19 protein-coding genes are annotated in these 14,894 nt (G+C 63.1%); 9 read left to right on the top strand and 10 right to left on the bottom strand.

The features are described 5' to 3' along the window. Positions 1-34 precede the first annotated feature (34 nt). The 3 genes from FKL89_RS08580 to FKL89_RS08570 all read left to right on the top strand — a co-directional run bounded on the left by FKL89_RS08580 (position 35) and on the right by FKL89_RS08570 (position 2,275). On the top strand, positions 35-1,207 hold the full coding sequence (locus FKL89_RS08580; RefSeq protein WP_156862363.1) for a cupin domain-containing protein: 1,173 nt from the start codon (positions 35-37) through the stop codon (positions 1,205-1,207). Positions 1,208-1,258: 51 nt separating this feature from the next. Then, complete coding sequence (locus tag FKL89_RS08575; protein ID WP_156862362.1) at positions 1,259-1,774, top strand: DUF7931 domain-containing protein; 516 nt, start codon at positions 1,259-1,261, stop codon at positions 1,772-1,774. Positions 1,775-1,924: 150 nt separating this feature from the next. Next, the gene (locus tag FKL89_RS08570) at positions 1,925-2,275 is read left to right on the top strand and encodes a hypothetical protein (protein WP_156862361.1); all 351 of its coding nucleotides are present in this window, start codon (positions 1,925-1,927) and stop codon (positions 2,273-2,275) included. Positions 2,276-2,355: 80 nt separating this feature from the next. On the opposite strand, the gene FKL89_RS08560 is transcribed toward FKL89_RS08570, so the two are convergent. The 4 genes from FKL89_RS08560 to dapA all read right to left on the bottom strand — a co-directional run bounded on the left by FKL89_RS08560 (position 2,356) and on the right by dapA (position 6,084). Beyond that, positions 2,356-2,793: an HAD family hydrolase gene (locus tag FKL89_RS08560; RefSeq protein ID WP_337786236.1), complete on the bottom strand. Its 438-nt coding sequence runs from the start codon at positions 2,791-2,793 to the stop codon at positions 2,356-2,358. Between the two features lie 401 nt (positions 2,794-3,194). Then, positions 3,195-3,959 carry an MBL fold metallo-hydrolase gene (locus FKL89_RS08555; protein WP_156862358.1) on the bottom strand — a complete coding sequence of 255 codons (765 nt, stop codon included), beginning with the start codon at positions 3,957-3,959 and terminating at the stop codon, positions 3,195-3,197. A 15-nt stretch (positions 3,960-3,974) separates the two neighbouring features. Further along, a complete protein-coding gene (bamC, locus tag FKL89_RS08550) occupies positions 3,975-5,114 on the bottom strand; it encodes an outer membrane protein assembly factor BamC (protein WP_156862357.1) in 1,140 nt (379 codons plus the stop codon). A 52-nt stretch (positions 5,115-5,166) separates the two neighbouring features. Then, positions 5,167-6,084 (bottom strand): 4-hydroxy-tetrahydrodipicolinate synthase, encoded by a 918-nt coding sequence (dapA, locus tag FKL89_RS08545; RefSeq protein WP_156862356.1) that lies wholly within the window; start codon positions 6,082-6,084, stop codon positions 5,167-5,169. 112 nt (positions 6,085-6,196) lie between these two features. Here dapA and FKL89_RS08540 point away from each other — a divergent pair, with 112 nt between their 5' ends. Beyond that, positions 6,197-6,904 carry an NlpC/P60 family protein gene (locus FKL89_RS08540; RefSeq protein WP_156862355.1) on the top strand — a complete coding sequence of 236 codons (708 nt, stop codon included), beginning with the start codon at positions 6,197-6,199 and terminating at the stop codon, positions 6,902-6,904. A gap of 26 nt (positions 6,905-6,930) precedes the next feature. Here FKL89_RS08540 and FKL89_RS08535 read toward each other — a convergent pair whose 3' ends face one another. From FKL89_RS08535 to mltG, 6 genes are all read right to left on the bottom strand, one after another. Continuing rightward, positions 6,931-7,560 carry an ankyrin repeat domain-containing protein gene (locus FKL89_RS08535; protein ID WP_156862354.1) on the bottom strand — a complete coding sequence of 210 codons (630 nt, stop codon included), beginning with the start codon at positions 7,558-7,560 and terminating at the stop codon, positions 6,931-6,933. Beyond that, entirely contained in the window at positions 7,557-8,324 is a 768-nt protein-coding gene (locus FKL89_RS08530; RefSeq protein ID WP_156862353.1) for a TatD family hydrolase, read from the bottom strand. The genes FKL89_RS08535 and FKL89_RS08530 overlap by 4 nt, the downstream gene beginning before the upstream one ends. A 68-nt stretch (positions 8,325-8,392) precedes the next feature. Next, positions 8,393-8,767, bottom strand: a complete 375-nt coding sequence (locus FKL89_RS08525; protein WP_181955231.1) for a PilZ domain-containing protein — start codon at positions 8,765-8,767, stop codon at positions 8,393-8,395. A 54-nt stretch (positions 8,768-8,821) separates the two neighbouring features. Further along, entirely contained in the window at positions 8,822-9,826 is a 1,005-nt protein-coding gene (locus FKL89_RS08520) for a hypothetical protein (RefSeq protein ID WP_162527456.1), read from the bottom strand. 2 nt (positions 9,827-9,828) lie between these two features. Then, the gene (gene tmk, locus FKL89_RS08515; RefSeq protein ID WP_156862351.1) at positions 9,829-10,449 is read right to left on the bottom strand and encodes a dTMP kinase; all 621 of its coding nucleotides are present in this window, start codon (positions 10,447-10,449) and stop codon (positions 9,829-9,831) included. Positions 10,450-10,463: 14 nt separating this feature from the next. Further along, positions 10,464-11,495 (bottom strand): endolytic transglycosylase MltG, encoded by a 1,032-nt coding sequence (mltG, locus tag FKL89_RS08510; protein WP_156862350.1) that lies wholly within the window; start codon positions 11,493-11,495, stop codon positions 10,464-10,466. Positions 11,496-11,614: 119 nt separating this feature from the next. On the opposite strand from mltG, the gene gspG reads away from it, so the two are divergent. Genes gspG through FKL89_RS08485 form a run of 5 tightly spaced genes read left to right on the top strand, consistent with a single transcriptional unit; the run spans position 11,615 to position 14,883 of the window. Further along, complete coding sequence (gene gspG / locus FKL89_RS08505; RefSeq protein WP_156862349.1) at positions 11,615-12,073, top strand: type II secretion system major pseudopilin GspG; 459 nt, start codon at positions 11,615-11,617, stop codon at positions 12,071-12,073. Then, entirely contained in the window at positions 12,070-12,465 is a 396-nt protein-coding gene (gene gspI, locus FKL89_RS08500; protein WP_162527455.1) for a type II secretion system minor pseudopilin GspI, read from the top strand. The genes gspG and gspI overlap by 4 nt, the downstream gene beginning before the upstream one ends. 3 nt (positions 12,466-12,468) lie before the next feature. Then, positions 12,469-13,035, top strand: coding sequence for a PulJ/GspJ family protein (locus tag FKL89_RS08495; protein WP_156862347.1), 567 nt, complete (start codon positions 12,469-12,471; stop codon positions 13,033-13,035). Then, positions 13,032-13,943: a type II secretion system minor pseudopilin GspK gene (gene gspK, locus FKL89_RS08490; RefSeq protein WP_156862346.1), complete on the top strand. Its 912-nt coding sequence runs from the start codon at positions 13,032-13,034 to the stop codon at positions 13,941-13,943. The genes FKL89_RS08495 and gspK overlap by 4 nt, the downstream gene beginning before the upstream one ends. Next, complete coding sequence (locus tag FKL89_RS08485) at positions 13,936-14,883, top strand: hypothetical protein (protein ID WP_156862345.1); 948 nt, start codon at positions 13,936-13,938, stop codon at positions 14,881-14,883. The genes gspK and FKL89_RS08485 overlap by 8 nt, the downstream gene beginning before the upstream one ends. The last annotated feature ends 11 nt before the right edge of the window (positions 14,884-14,894 follow it).

The following is a 14,894-nucleotide window of genomic DNA, read 5'->3' as shown; positions in this document are numbered from 1 at the left end:
TGCCCCCGCGCGTCTACCAACACACAACAATCAAATGAGCCTTACCCCCAAACTCACCCAACCGCTGCCATTGCTTGGCGGTCTGTCGCCACGCGACTTCATGCAGCAGCACTGGCAAAAGGCGCTGCGGCTGATGCCCGGCGCGGTGCCCGGCTTCGCCGATCTGCTGGACACTAAGGCCATGTTCGCGCTCGCCACCTCGCAGGACGTCGAGTCCCGATTGGTGATTCGCGACGGCAAGCGCTGGATCCTCGAGCACGGTCCGTTCAAGAAGACCCGCTTCGCCAGCCTGCCCGCACGCGACTGGACGCTGCTGGTGCAGGGACTGAATCTTCACGTGCCCGCAGCCGACAGCTTGCTGCGACAGTTTTCTTTCTTGCCATATGCACGGCTGGATGACGTAATGGTGTCGTTGGCGGCGCCCGGTGGAGGCGTCGGGCCGCACTTTGATTCCTATGACGTGTTTCTGCTGCAGGGCATCGGCAAGCGGCGCTGGAAACTGTCAACCCAGTCGGACTTATCGCTCGACCCCGAAGCACCGCTCAAGATCCTGAAGAAGATGAGCACGGAGCAGACCGTCGATGTCACCGCCGGCGATTTGCTATACCTGCCGCCGCACGTGGCGCACGATGGCGTCGCGATGCAGGAAGAAGGCTTCTGCACCACCTACTCTGTCGGCTTCCGGGCACCGACGCATCAGGAAATTGCCGACGGCTTTCTCGACTGGCTGGGCGCAACCAGCGAAATCGAGGGGCGGCTATCCGACCCCGATCTGCCAGCCACCGCCAACCCGGCACGCGTGCCGAAGCAGTATCAGCGCCAGATTGCTGACGCCATTGCCGCGCTGCAGATTGACCGCGATGCGATTGCGCAGTTCGCCGGCTGCTTTGCGTCCGACCCAAAGCCTCAGGTGACATTCACGCCACCGGACGCCCCGATGTCGCGCAGCGCCTTCGGCAAGCTTTGCACTGACGCAAACAAAGGCGGCGTTGCACTTGCAGCCGGCGCGCTCTGTCTATACGATGAAAAGTATCTCTTCATCAACGGTGATGCATTCGTGATTCAGGGCGACGCGACTTTCTGGCGCCAGTTTGCCGACGCGCGCAGCACGGTCGTGCCGACCACAGCGGCAAAGGAAACCATCGACGCACTGTATGCCTGGTACTGCGACGGCTGGCTCATGGTCGGTACCAGCGACAAGCGCTGACGTTTCGCGACGGACTTCACCCAATTACCTGCAACCTTTCTGCCTACCGCAATGTCAGACGCAGAATCCGCCCCCGGCACAACCATCCCGAACAACAGCAGCGCGCGCACCCTGCTGACGTGGGACGACGTCTCGAAGGCGCTCGATGAACTGGTGGTGCGCAGTACGCGCACACTTGATGTGCTTGATCACTCGCTGACCTTGCAGGACTGGGGCAGTCGCGCTCGCTGCGAAGCACTGCAGAAGGCCGCCTTCGAGCGGCACGTTCATATACGTATCCTCGTCGAAGACGGACACTATGTGAGCACGCAGGCGCCGCGCCTGACCAATCTGCTGAAAACGCTCGGTCATCGCGTCGAGATCGTGGTCAGCGATGCCCACGAGTTTCCGGCCAATTCCTTCGTTGTTGCAGACCGGCAACATTTTCTTTTTCGCCCCAATTCGGTGCATTCTGCCGGTCTAGTGGATTTTGAAAACCCAGCAAAATCAGCACCTTACGCAGATACTTTTCAGGTGCTTTGGGAGCAAGGCGGGCAGCGGGTATTCCCGGAAGCGCTGGGGCTCTGACCCTGCCCGTTTCCGGTGCCGGGGATTTGGATATACTTTCCGCCTCACTCAGTTTCTATCCCGGTTTCGCTCACTGGGGTGGTCTCCGCTGAGGGAGATTCTCCTTAAGGCACACACATTCGTTAACGATTCACGTTGTAAGGAAACAAAATGAAAAAATCCCTCCTGGTCGCCGCGCTCCTCGCGCTTGGCCTCGTCGCTTGCGGCAAGAAAGAAGAACCGAAAGCTGCTGCACCGGCTCCTGCTGCTGCTCCCGCTCCGGCTCCTGCCGCTGCTGCGCCTACCCCGGTAGACGCCGCCAAAGACGCTGCCGCCAAGGCCGTTGATGCAACCAAAGACGCAGCAGCGAAAACCGCTGATGCCGCCAAGGACGCTGCTGGCAAGGCTGTTGATGCAACCAAGGACGCAGCTGCCAAGACGGCAGACGCTGCCAAGGATGCCGCTGGCAAGGCTGTTGAAGCCGCCAAAGATGCAGCCAAGGATGCCGTGAAGAAGCCGTAATCGGTTTCCGTTAACGCACCATCTAAAAGCCGGTCCTTGTGACCGGCTTTTTTTATTCCTGCGCAGTAGCGATCAGGATTTCAAACGTCAGCAACGCCCAGCCAGCGACAGATCTCATGCAGTGAGTCAATGGTCTCAACGCCATGCGGCAGATCATCAGCATGAATCTGCGCGATGTCCGGTACCCAGTGCGTGCGCGCTCCGGCCGCTACTGCCGCGGTCAATCCCGGCAACGAATCCTCAAACGCCCAGCAGTGAGTGGCGAGCTTGCCCAGTTGATCGGCGGCGTGCAGGTACAAGTCCGGTGCCGGTTTACCGTGTGCCACCTTGTCGCGCCCGACGACGACGTTGAAATACGGCAGTAAACCGGCCTTTTCGAGTTTGTGGCGCGCAAGCGCGGTCTCGGTCGAAGTGGCGCACAGCGCACATCGTGCGCCTGCAGCGCCGCCAGCGCGTGCGTTGCACCGGCCTTGGCCGGAACACCAGCACTGACCCGCTGACGATAGTCGTCGTACCAGGCGTCCCAGAATCGGATGACCGGAAACTCCTGACCCAGTGCCGCTTGCAGCACGCGGCTACCGTTATCGCGCCCCAGCCCAATCAGCCGGTGTGCCACCGGATCGGGAACGGGCCAGCCGATCACAGAGGCAGCATGCTCGACCGATGTCAGCGCCAGCCGTTCGCTGTCGATCAGCAAGCCATCCATATCAAACAGCACTGCGGCGGGAAGCTCACGTTTCATCGGGTCAGCACAGCCTCAAATCTGGCATCAGCTTTTTCTTCAAACGACACGTGCCTGCGGCCTGACGCTCTAAAAGATGAAAACCCGACTTCATCTCATTTATGCCGATAAGCCCAGTACTGACGCCATCACAACGAAAAGCTGTTATCGCCCAGTACAACTTTTGACCATTGGTGATCAAGCAACCACCACCCAATCGAGCCCATCATCCTGCGACGCCACATGGATGTCCTGCGCGTCACCGCCCAGGGCATTGGCAAACGCTTCCCGGGCAAGGTCTGGCCGATTGTTCTCGCGGCTGAGGTGGGCCGCAACGACGCGATGCAGACCGCCGTGCGCCAGCCTTGCCAGCAGCAGCGCGGCGACCCGGTTGGACAAGTGCCCGTAGCGTCCGGCAATACGCGCCTTCAAGCTCGCCGGATAGCGCGAGTTGGCCAGCATGTCTTCGCAGTGATTCGCCTCAAGAAATAGCGCGTCACAGCCGCGCAGCGAGGACTCGATGAAGCCGGTGGTCTCGCCGACATCGGTGAGCACCCCCAGCCGCAAGTCGCCATCGGACAGCACCATCTGTGCCGGTTCACGGGCATCGTGCGGTACTGGAAACGGCTGCACTTCGAGGTCACCCACAGCAAACGGGTCGTGCGAATCGAATCCGCGCAGCGTGCAGCCCTCCCAGCGCGACTCGGTCGCCGCCAGCGTGCCAAAGGTCAGCCAGACGGGGATATCAAAGCGACGCGCCAGTCGCGGCACGCCGCCGACGTGATCGCTGTGTTCGTGAGTTACGACGATGGCGTTGATGGACGCCGCGTCGAAGCCAAGCCGGGCACAACGCTCGACCACCTGGCGGACGGCAAAACCACAGTCGATCATGACCGTGGTGGCCCCTGACTGCACCAGCAGGGCGTTACCTTCGCTGCCGCTTCCGAGACTCGCGAAGCGCACGAAACGCCCGCGTGTCTAGCGCAACTGCTCGTGCAGAAGCGTCACGATGCGGGTACCGATGGTAGTGCCGTCAGGTTTGCCGCCCTTGTCGAGCACTCGCACTTCGCTCTTGCCAGCGTTTTCCTTGACGGTGATGCGGTACTGCTCCACTACGTCCTTGTTGTCGGACTGCCAGAACTTCAGTTTGTCGAGGATGCCCGGTTCGTTCCTGGCAATGACTTCCGGGTCGGCGTAGCGGACAAAGTAGGTGCCGGCGGTGCGGTCGCGATCAACAACCGTAAAGCCGACGCGATCCAGTGCGAGGCCGACGCGGCGCCAGGCGCGCTCGAAATTGTCGCTGACGGTCAGGTAGGAAACCGCGCCGTCCCTGGCGATCTGGGCCTGATCGACGCGCGCCGCAGCGGCCGCCGGCGAGATCGTGGACTGGGCGATTTGTGCAGCCTGATCCTTCGGTGCCCCGAGGTAAGTCATCATCCGATAAAGCATCTCGGCTTCGTACTCTGGCTCCGATTTGCGCGGCTCCCAGCGGAAAACCGGCGTCGACGTGCCGCCGACGTTCTTCTCTTCCATGCCGCGGTGGCTGATGAAGATGTCGGTCGTACCATTGGCGCCGCGCTCAACGCGGGTGCGGTATTTGTCACGCGTGCCGCTGGAATAAAGATTGTCAAAGACTGTGCCAATCACGCGGCGAACAGGGTCATCAACGATACGCGCCCGGTTCTCGGCCCAGTCGGTTTCCAGCAGACCGATACGCGCGTCGTCCAGCACCAGGGTCATGTTCATGCTGCCCCAGAACTCGCGGATGCGCGGGAAGTTCACTTCCGGCGTGCCCGGCATCACCAGCCAGCGTTCGGTGCCAGCGCGTTCGACACGCATGCCAGTGACCGCCGGCAACACGCCGCCTGCCCCCGACAGTGCCGCCGCACGGCTCTGGGCATTGACGCCCGACAGCGTCGCGGTGCCAGCGCGATAGCGATCATCGTACTTCGGCGGATTGAGATCCGGCGGCACTTCCAGCGAAGGGCCGGACTGCGCCGAGCGATATTCGACGCGTTTGGTCTCGAACGGATTCAGCTCACTGACGGTGCTGCAACCGGCGAGTGAAACGGCAGCGGTAGCAAGCGCAGCAAGCGCACATTTGGATACGGGCATCATGGCGTGAAACTGATCCTCGGGAGACGGTGATCGGTGGGAAATCGGTGAACAGTTATAGCAGCGCTGCGTGGCGCATCGCTGCTTCGAGCACTGGCTCAAAGCGGGCGGACAGCGGCGTCATCGGCAGCCGGGTCTTTGCATTGCAGCGGCCCATGCGCGCCAACACCCACTTGGCTGGAATCGGGTTAGCCTCGACAAACAGATCAAAGTGCAGCGGCATCAACGTGTCGTTGACGGCGCGAGCTCCCGCAAAATCTCCGGCCAGCGCCAGACGGCACATGTCAGCCATCAACTTCGGCGCCACGTTGGCGGTAACCGAGATGACACCGTCGCTGCCCATCGCCATCAGAGCCAGCGCGGAATCGTCGTTGCCGCTGTAGATACCAAAACGTTTGCCACTGCCTTTTTCGAGCAGTCGCAGTCGGCGAATCAGATCGCTACCACGCGCGACGTCGCCAGTCGCATCCTTGATACCCACGATGCCAGGCACCTCGGCAAGACGCAACGTGGTCGCCGTTGCCATATCGGCAACCGTACGGCCCGGTACGTTGTAGAGAATTACCGGCAGGTCAACCGCTTCGGCAATGGCGCGGAAGTGCTGATACAGGCCTTCCTGGGTCGGCTTGTTGTAGTAGGGCACCACCGACAACGACGCGTCCGCGCCGACACTTTTTGCGTAGGCGGCGAGACTGATGGCCTCTTTCGTTGAATTGGCACCGGTACCGGCGATCACCTTGATGCGGCCAGCCGCATGCTCGACAGTCGTCTTGATCAGTAGCGCATGCTCGTCGACATCAACCGTCGGCGACTCGCCGGTGGTGCCGACGATCACAATCGCCGCGGTACCCGAGACAACATGCCAATCAATCAGTTTTTTCAGCGCCTCAAGGTCCAGCGCGCCGTCGGCGTGCATGGGGGTCACAATCGCGACCAGACTGCCTTGAATGGGGCTAGAAATCTCGGTGGGCATGTGTGGAATCGGTGAATTTGAATGCGTAAGCTAACCCTGAATGTTAGCTCAGTGCCAGCCACCGCCTTTGGGGGCCATTTTCCCTGCAGGCAGACTGGGCTAAAATCCCCTCATGCCTGTTACGCCTCAATGTCACCGCGCAGCGGTCAATCCCAAGCCTGACGCGCGGAAAATTGTCGTTCGCACAGCACTGATCGCATTGCTGGCGCTGCCAGTCGTTGCCAGCCATGCCGATGATGCGTCTGCCAAAGTTGACACCGCGCTGGTGCGTGCAGAAAAGACGCTGCGCGACTTCGGCGGCAAGGCGCGCGACGCCGCCTCCGACATCACCAGCTATGCGCTGTCGCTGATTGGGGTCAACTACAAATTTGGCGGTAACACGCCCGAGCAGGGGCTCGACTGCAGCGGTCTGATTCGCTACGTATTCCAGCAGGCGACCGGTATCGCACTGCCGCGTACTGCACGCGAGCAGGCACGCGTCGGCGAGACGGTGGCCATCGACAAATTGCAGCCCGGCGACCTGGTGTTCTTCAACACCCGTCGCTTCCAGTTTTCGCACGTGGGCCTGTATCTTGGCGACAACCGCTTCATTCACGCGCCGAGCCGTGGCGGTGCGGTTGAAGTGGTCAGCCTCGATCAGAAATACTGGCAAAAAGCCTTCAACGGCGCCCGCCGCATCGTCGGTGGCCTTCCGGACTTGAGCCTCGTGGTGCCGTCTGCGGAGGCTGCCGCGCCGTCGGCGACTACCGCTTCTATTGCCACGTCTGTCGCCGATGCGCCGAAGACGCGGGTCGTTGGTAAAGCCGCTACCGATTTTTAACTGCCAAGGGCCGCATCAACGGCTTGTCACTGGCGAAGTTTCTTCAGCATCTCAATGGCTGATTTGTGCTCTTCGCGCACCGCCCAGTCATAGGCGGTTTCTCCCTTGTCATTCTTTTGTGCTGGATCAGCGCCGTACTCAAGCAGCACCTTCAGCACTTCAGTCTTGTTCTCCCGGGCTGCCATCATCAGCGGCGTCACGCCATTGGGCGATGTCGCCAGCGGATTTGCACCCTGATCGAGCAGGTAGCGAACGACATTGGCATGGCCATTCACAGCGGCATAGTGAAGGGCTGACCAGCCCGTGTTGTTGATGTCGCCACCCTTTTGCCGAAGATAGCGAACCGTCTTCTCGTGACCGTTCAGCGCTGCGACCATCAGCGCCGAATCGCCCCACTTGTTGCGCTGGTTGACTTTGGCACCGGCATCCACCAGTACCTGTACGACTTCCTGCTGGCCAGTGCGTGCCGCTACCAGCAGCGCGTGATCGCCCCGTTCATCGACCGCATCCACCTTGGAGCCACGCAGCAGTGCCGTGCGCACAGCCGCTGGTCGATCCAGTTCGATCATCTGAAACAGGTCGGCAGCGGTTTGTGCCAATAGCGTCGGCATTGGCAGAAGCGCGGCAACAAGCGAAGCAGCGATGGATCGTTTCATGGGTCTACCCGAAACAAGGAAAAGAAATTTTGACTGGTCGCACGGCCGATGGTTTCTGCATCGGTTTCGCGGACCGCAGCAATGGCGGCCGCTACATGCGGCACATAGGAGGGCTCGTTGCGTTTGCCGCGGAAAGGCACAGGCGCCAGATAGGGGGCGTCGGTCTCGATCAGCATGCGCTCCAGCGGCACCCGCTTCGCCACGTCACGCAGGTCTGCCGCACTCTTGAAGCTGACGATACCGGAAAACGAGATGTGAAACCCGAGGTCGAGCGCAGCGCTGGCCACCTCCCAGGTTTCAGTGAAGCAGTGCATCACGCCACCAACCTCTGCCGCCCTTTCTTCACGCATCAGACGCAGGGTATCGTCAGACGCGCTGCGGGTATGAATGACCAGCGGTTTGCCACATTCCCGGGCGGCACGGATGTGCGTGCGAAAGCGCTCGCGCTGCCATTCGAGATCGCCCTGCAGCCGGTAATAGTCGAGGCCGGTTTCACCGATTGCCTGCACTTTCGGATGCCGCGCGCGTTCAAGCAAGCTGGCAACGGTAGGCTCTTCGATGTCTTCATAGTCCGGGTGCACGCCCGCCGTTGCGTAAATATTGGCATATCGCTCTGCCAATGCCACCACTGAGGGCCACTCCGGATAGGTCACGCTGATGCACATTGCGTGCGTCACATTGGCGGCGGCCATGCGCGCAACAAGCGCGTCGGACTCGCCGTCAAAGTCGGAGAAATTGATGTGGCAGTGGGAATCGACAAACACGGACAGACAGCAGCGTATGAAAGTCGTCGCCGGGGGCGACGCAGTGACCAGATTATCGGCGGCAGGCGTTACATCGTGTGGGTGGGCCGCGACGAGGCCAGCAGCGCGCCAAGAATGCCCTCGATGCGGCCTTTCGCCGCGCGACCGGTGTCGTCCTTGGTGAACTGCACGCCGATGCCCTGCGCGCGCGCGCCCTGAATGCCCGGCGGCGTAATCCAGACCACCTTGCCCTGCACCGCGATGCGGTTCGGATCGTCCATCAGTGTCAGCAACATGAATACTTCGTCGGCAAGCTTGTAGGGACGCGTGGTCGGAATGAAAATGCCTCCGCCCTCCACCCACGGGATGTAGGCCGCGTAGAGCGCCGTGCGTTCACGGATGTTCAGCGACAGCACGCCTGAGCGCATTGCTGCCGCCGCCGCGCCGCGCTGGGTGCCGGTCATGCCCATGCCGGTTGGGGTATCCAGTCCGCCAGAGTCGCTCATGCCAACAACGTCCTATCGCGAAAAAAGTGCCCGGTAGTCGAGCAGTATCGATTCCAGTTGCAAGCGCGCCGACAAGGTGGTGTCAGGCAGATTGAGCTTGCGCAGCAGCGCCCGATGATAACGGAGTGCCTCTGCCGCCGGCAATCCCGGCGCCAGTCGCGCCAGTGCCGGGCCTTGGCCAAGGTACACCAACGGCGGCAGCGACGCGCGCGTACGTGACCAGTCGGATGTCCAGTCCAGCAGCAGGCGAAGCATCGTCGTGAAGCGTTCGCGCCGGTCGGCCTTGGCGCCGCTCTCCACCCATGCCCCCCACTTGAGCGTGGGCAGTTGACCCGGACGCAGCAGGTCGTGCACGAAGTCCGCCATCGCGGCGCCACTTTCCGAGCGCGAGAACGACAGTGCGTCGAGAGGGGCGCCGCGGGTCCGCGCCAGCAGTGCATCAATGTCACCGGCAGCAACGCCCTGCGCACGCAGCCAGGTGCTCGCCGCCTCCCGGCCAGGTCGTGGCAGCGCAATCTTCAGCGCCCGACTGCGGATGGTCGGCAGCAATCGCTCGGGCTGCGCTGTCACCAGCAGCCAGCGGGTGTTGGGCGGCGGCTCTTCCAGCGCTTTCAGCAATGCGTTCGCACTCTCGCGCGCCAGCGCGGTCGCCGGATCCACCAGCAACACACGACCCTGCTCGGCGCTGGCCGAAAGCTGCATGAAGTCGAGCGCATCGCGAACCGCATCCACCTTGATGGTCGGCAATTTCACCGTTTCGCCATCACCAAGGTCCGGCACCAGCCGCTTGAAGTCGGGATGCACGTCGCCAGCCAGCCAGCGGCAACTTGGGCACTCGCCACAGGCCTCACCTTCACGTGGTGCCCGGCACAACAGCGTCGCGGCAAGCGCCGCTGCAGCTTCGCTGACGCCGTCACCACTACGTCCGACGATCAGCCAGGCGTGGTGATGCCCGGCTGCAAGCGCTCGCGCGTGCTGCAGCCAGGTGCGTTGCCAGGGCAAGGCGGAAAACTGCACCGTTACTCCGCGCTGCCCAGCAACTGCATCGCGCAGGCCAGCACTCGGGAGCGCACGGTCTCCTTCGACTGGTCACTCGACAGCACCTTGATGCGATCTGGCTCGGCCGCGGCCCGCCGCAAATAGGCGTCACGCACCCGGACGTGAAAGTCACTGACTTCGGACTCGATACGGTCCAGCTCGCCGCGATGAGCAACTCGATCATGAGCGGCGTCGGGGGGCAGGTCGAAGAGCAAGGTCAGATCCGGCGCGAAACCCGGGTGCACCCAGTCGGCCAGCACCTGGATGCGATCAAAGCCCATTTCGCGGCCGCCGCCCTGGTAAGCAAAGGTGGCATCGGTGAAGCGGTCGCACAGCACCCAGTCGCCGCGCTCCAGGGCCGGCCACACCACCCGCTCCAGATGCTCGCGACGGGCGGCGAACACCAGCAGCGCCTCACTCGCCGGGCTCATGCTGCGGTCCAGAAATAGCCCCCGTATCGCTTCGCCCAACTCGGTGCCTCCGGGCTCACGGGTCATCACAACCGTCTTGCCACGAGCCGCGAGAAATGCGCGCACCGATTCGATATGGGTGCTTTTGCCTGCCCCGTCGATGCCCTCAAAAGTGATGAATTTGCCGCGCATGTTCTTCCAGAAGCTCAGCGACTCAACTGGTATTTCGCTACCGCACGATTATGTTCTGCGAGGTTACGCGAAAACTCGCTGCTGCCGTCGCCACGCGCAACAAAGTAAAGAAACTCGCTGGCCGGCGGCGCCACGGCCGCCCGCAACGACGCCCGCCCCGGCAGTGAAATCGGGGTCGGTGGCAGGCCGTTACGAGTGTAGGTGTTGTACGGCGTATCCGTCTGCAAATCTACTTTGCGCAGGTTGCCGTCAAACTTGTCCCCCAGGCCATAGATCACCGTCGGGTCGGTCTGCAACCGCATGCCAATGCGCAGGCGGTTAACAAACACCGAGCCGACCAGCGGACGGTCTGCCTCACGGCCGGTTTCCTTCTCGATGATCGACGCCAGGATCAGCGCTTCGTATGGCGTCTTCAACGGCGTATCGGGCGAACGCTGCTCCCATGCGCGCGCCAACTCCTCGCGCATGCGTTTGTGCATCAATCGGAGCAGTGCCGTTGCCGAGCTGCCCGGTGCGACGAAATAGGTGTCAGGGAAGAAGTATCCTTCCAGCAGCGAATCGAAGGGCGCAGTCGCGGATGCCCCAGCACTTATCGCGTCGCTGGCCAGCGCCTCCCGCAGCGCACTCCGGGCCGGCAGCGTACCCGCCGCAAAGGTAGCGACGCCCGGTTGCGCTGGCGCACCAGCAAGCAGCGCGTAAACGTCGCTCAGTCGCGAGCCTTCCACCACGGTCACCGCGAGTTGTTTCGCGTTGCCAGCCTCGATGGCCGACAGGATATCTGCAACCGTCTGCGGCGATTCAAACAGATATTCGCCGGCGCGCAACTTGCGTGCGCTACCGCGAATGCGCGCGACCGCCTGTACGACGAACGCCGGCGCCACCTCCTGCCGCTGCAGGTCGTTGGCAAGCCGGGCCAAACTGCTGCCTTGCCGCACGCTCAGATTGAGTCCGCCAGCCGGAATGGTTGCCGGCCATAGCGGCAGCGCGTACCAGGCAGTGCCCGCGCACAACGCCGCCAACAGCAGCAAGGCTAGTATTTTCTTCATTGGAGTTGGCGTGACAGAAAAGCGATGATGCAAAGAAAATCGTAAGGCGCGGCGGAAAGGCCGGAACGAACCCGAGGGACGCCCGGTCCGTGGACAAGGCCAAACCTATAATTCTGCCCATGTTTGAGCACCGCACGCATCCCCTCGCCGTTCGCCGCCATCTGGCGACCGGTTTCACGCTGATTGAGTTGATGATCGCCGTGGTGATCATCGGCATCCTGGCCGCGATCATCGCACCCAATGTGATCGGGCGCCTGCATGACGCCAAGGCATCAGCGGCGAAGCAGGACGTGGCCACGCTGGTGCAGTCGCTCACGATGTACAAGCTCGACAACGGCCGCTTTCCAACTAGCGAACAGGGCCTGAAGGCGCTGGTCGAGAAGCCGCTCGCCGCCCCCCAGCCCAACAACTGGCGCAGCGGTGGCTATATTGCCCGCCTGCCTAACGATCCCTGGGGCAACCCCTACCAGCTCTCCAATCCTGGCCTGCACGGCGAAATTGACGTCTTCAGCTACGGCGCCGACGGCAAGGCGGGCGGCGATGGCGAGAACGCCGACATCGGCTCCTGGAATCTGTGAGCGCAGGCCGATCAGGCGCCAGGTCCGGTTTCAGCCTGATTGAGGTTCTCGTTGCAACAACCATTCTCGCCACCGGACTGATTGCCGCTTCCCGCGCCGCGCTGGTGGCGACCACTGATCAGGGCATCCTGCGCGACCGCACGCTGGCCCGCTGGGTGGCGCACAACACGCTGGCAGAGATTCGCCTGCAGTCGCAGCAGGCTGCGGCGGGTAGTACCCTGACCCGGCAAGTGCAACAGGGCGGCGTCGTTTTCGTCGCGGTGGCCAAAGTGTCAGCGACGCCAAGCCCACTGTTCTCCCGCGTCGAGGTGTCGGTAGCACGCGCACAGAGCGATGCGCAGGGTGGCATGCAAGTGCTGGCCCAGGCAGTTGGTTTTTCATCGCGGCAGTAGCGCATGATGGCTGCTCCCCTGGCGACACCATCAGTTACCTTTCGCCTCGCCTCGCGCGGCATGACGCTGGTCGAAATCCTCATCGCGCTGGCGATCGCGTCGCTGATGACGCTGACTGGCTGGCGGGCGATTGACGCGCTGCAATCCTCGCGCGACCAGGTGCAGGCCGACGCCACGCAATGGCAACAATTCGACGACTTTTTTGTGACCCTTGAGGCCGACCTGCGGCGGGCATCGCTCAGCGAATTCAGCGGCAGCGAGAGCGGCATGTCGTTGCTGCAACCCGCCGCCGATGGCGGCCCGGCAATGACAACGGTGCGCTATCGCGTCACTGGCGTTGACAGCGCCAACGGGGGTCTTCCAGGTGTCAGCACCCGCGTCTGGCGCGAAGCGACCGGCGCCGTGACCAATCGCACGCCGATGGCCGACGCCCTCACCGTCAGCTTCGCCTATAGCGCGGACGGCATACGGTTCGACGCCACCTCCGGCGAGTACCCGCGTGCGCTGCGCGTTGTGCTGGCCGTGCCCGGTACCGGTGCGACCGTGGAACGGTTGCTGGCATTGCGATGATCGTCACCAGAACCCACCGATCTACGCGTGGCGCGGCGCTCGTCGTGGCCATGCTGCTCACAGCACTCGGCGCAGCGGTTGCCGTACAAATGATCGTGCCGCTCTCCGGCTGGCTGGAGCGCGAGTACCGTGCGCGCGACACTCAGGCGAGTTACACGCTGGCCGATGCGTCAGCGGCGTGGGCACTGACAGTGCTCGCGGCCGACGCCCGCCTCGGTCCGGTCGATCACTACGGCGAACTGTGGGCCACCCCACTGCCGGCAACACCGGTGGAGGGCGGCAGCATCGAGGGCCGCATCACTGACCTGCAGGCCCGATTCAATCTCAACAGCGTGGCGCCGCGCGGGGTCCGCAGTGCGCCCAACATTGCACTCGCGCGGACCCTGTTTGCGCAGGCAGGAGTGCCAGTCGGGCTGGTTGATGTGCTGGCTGACAGCATTGATCGCGATGAGATCAGCGACGACGGCCAAAGCGAGCGCCAGCGCTACGGCCGCAATCTGCGCAATGCCCCGCTCCGGCGCTTTGCCGACCTGCTCGACGTGCCGGGTATCACTGAGGCACACGTCAGCGCGCTGATGGCCGCGGTCACCGTATTGCCCGAGGCAACCCCCATCAACGCCAACACGGCGGCGCCTGCCCTGATCGCCGCCGCGTTTCCTGGCGCCACGCGCGAAACGCTTGATCGCGCCATCGCCCGACGCGCACAGCAGCCGTTTGCCAGCGCTGGCGATCTGGCCGCCGCCATCGGGCAGCCGCTGCCGGACAGTATGTTCAGTGCCAACACCCAATACTTTGCCGTGGACGCGACGATCCGGTTCGAGCGCGCGGCGCATCGCGTACAGTTGCAGATTGCCCGTCCGCCCAACGCTCGCCCGATCGTGATTTCACGTCTGATTGCCAATGCCTGACCCCGCCGCCGTCGTGATCGTCCCGCCGCAGCTTGGTCTGGCACGCCTGGCGATCCCCGGCTTTGCCGGACTCAGTGCCAGCGAGCGCCTGCAAGCCGCGGCACTCGCCCTGCGCCGGGACCTGAGTGTCAGTGGCGCTGATCTGCGGATTGCCGCGACGCCAGCGCCTGGGCCGACCACCTCATCGGGCCATGCGATGGTGGCGTGGTGCAGCAGTGGTAGCGACACAAACAACAAACCGCTCGCCACCGATTTACCAGGTGCCGTGCAGCCCGGTCGGTTGTACTGGGTCGGGGCGCCCGCTGGCTATCTGGTCGGCGAAATGGGGGCGGTGGTGGTCGAACCCAATGACGCGGGACAAGCGCTGCCAACCGAAGTGGCAGCCATGCTCGCCGCGCGTGGCTGCCAAGTGGTGACAGACATCGTACTGATTGATCGCGACAGCGACGCGCTGCCCGATGACCGGCTGGCCTTGTGGTCGGCCGCCAGCGGCGTTTCATTGCGTGATGGCAATTGGCCCGTCACAACGTCCGTACCACTGGTGGCGCCCCCTCGCGCCCGCGTCCGGCCGGTCACCACGGCACTCGACCGCACGTTGCGCTGGGCGCTCGCGGCGGCACTGGTTTGTGCCGGTCTCAGCGCATGGCGCTATGCGTCGCTGCCAGCGCCAGCGCCGCTGCCGGCCGCTGCCTCGACAGCGCCAGCGCCCGGAGCACTGCTGGACCGCATCAGCATCTCCGCGCCCGACCTGCTGCCACACTTGCAGAGCGCCACCTATGCCGGCGGTGCTTGGGTACTCGTTCTGGCTGAAGCGTACGACGCCGCTGCCATGCAACGTGCAACTCGGATGCTGGAAGGCAACGGGCTGGTGGTGCAGTCAGCCCGCTCGCCGGGTCCGCGGCTGCGTGTCTCATTGCCTGTCGAGTCGAAGCCGCAATGAAAGCAACAGCG

The organism is Casimicrobium huifangae (assembly GCF_009746125.1).
Classification (GTDB): domain Bacteria; phylum Pseudomonadota; class Gammaproteobacteria; order Burkholderiales; family Casimicrobiaceae; genus Casimicrobium; species Casimicrobium huifangae.
This window is presented reverse-complemented; position numbering and strand designations above follow the sequence as displayed.

Bases quoted from the DNA above. Each gene is read 5' to 3' on its own strand.
- FKL89_RS08580 (WP_156862363.1), top strand. From the start codon at position 35: ATGAGCCTTACCCCCAAACTCACCCAACCGCTGCCATTGCTTGGCGGT.
- tmk (WP_156862351.1), bottom strand. From the start codon at position 10,449: ATGCGCGGCAAATTCATCACTTTTGAGGGCATCGACGGGGCAGGCAAA.
- dapA (WP_156862356.1), bottom strand. From the start codon at position 6,084: ATGCCCACCGAGATTTCTAGCCCCATTCAAGGCAGTCTGGTCGCGATT.
- FKL89_RS08535 (WP_156862354.1), bottom strand. From the start codon at position 7,560: ATGAAACGATCCATCGCTGCTTCGCTTGTTGCCGCGCTTCTGCCAATG.
- gspK (WP_156862346.1), top strand. From the start codon at position 13,032: ATGATCGTCACCAGAACCCACCGATCTACGCGTGGCGCGGCGCTCGTC.
- FKL89_RS08540 (WP_156862355.1), top strand. From the start codon at position 6,197: ATGCCTGTTACGCCTCAATGTCACCGCGCAGCGGTCAATCCCAAGCCT.
- FKL89_RS08575 (WP_156862362.1), top strand. From the start codon at position 1,259: ATGTCAGACGCAGAATCCGCCCCCGGCACAACCATCCCGAACAACAGC.
- bamC (WP_156862357.1), bottom strand. From the start codon at position 5,114: ATGATGCCCGTATCCAAATGTGCGCTTGCTGCGCTTGCTACCGCTGCC.
- mltG (WP_156862350.1), bottom strand. From the start codon at position 11,495: ATGAAGAAAATACTAGCCTTGCTGCTGTTGGCGGCGTTGTGCGCGGGC.
- FKL89_RS08570 (WP_156862361.1), top strand. From the start codon at position 1,925: ATGAAAAAATCCCTCCTGGTCGCCGCGCTCCTCGCGCTTGGCCTCGTC.
- FKL89_RS08495 (WP_156862347.1), top strand. From the start codon at position 12,469: ATGATGGCTGCTCCCCTGGCGACACCATCAGTTACCTTTCGCCTCGCC.
- FKL89_RS08525 (WP_181955231.1), bottom strand. From the start codon at position 8,767: ATGACCGGCACCCAGCGCGGCGCGGCGGCGGCAGCAATGCGCTCAGGC.
- FKL89_RS08485 (WP_156862345.1), top strand. From the start codon at position 13,936: ATGCCTGACCCCGCCGCCGTCGTGATCGTCCCGCCGCAGCTTGGTCTG.
- gspG (WP_156862349.1), top strand. From the start codon at position 11,615: ATGTTTGAGCACCGCACGCATCCCCTCGCCGTTCGCCGCCATCTGGCG.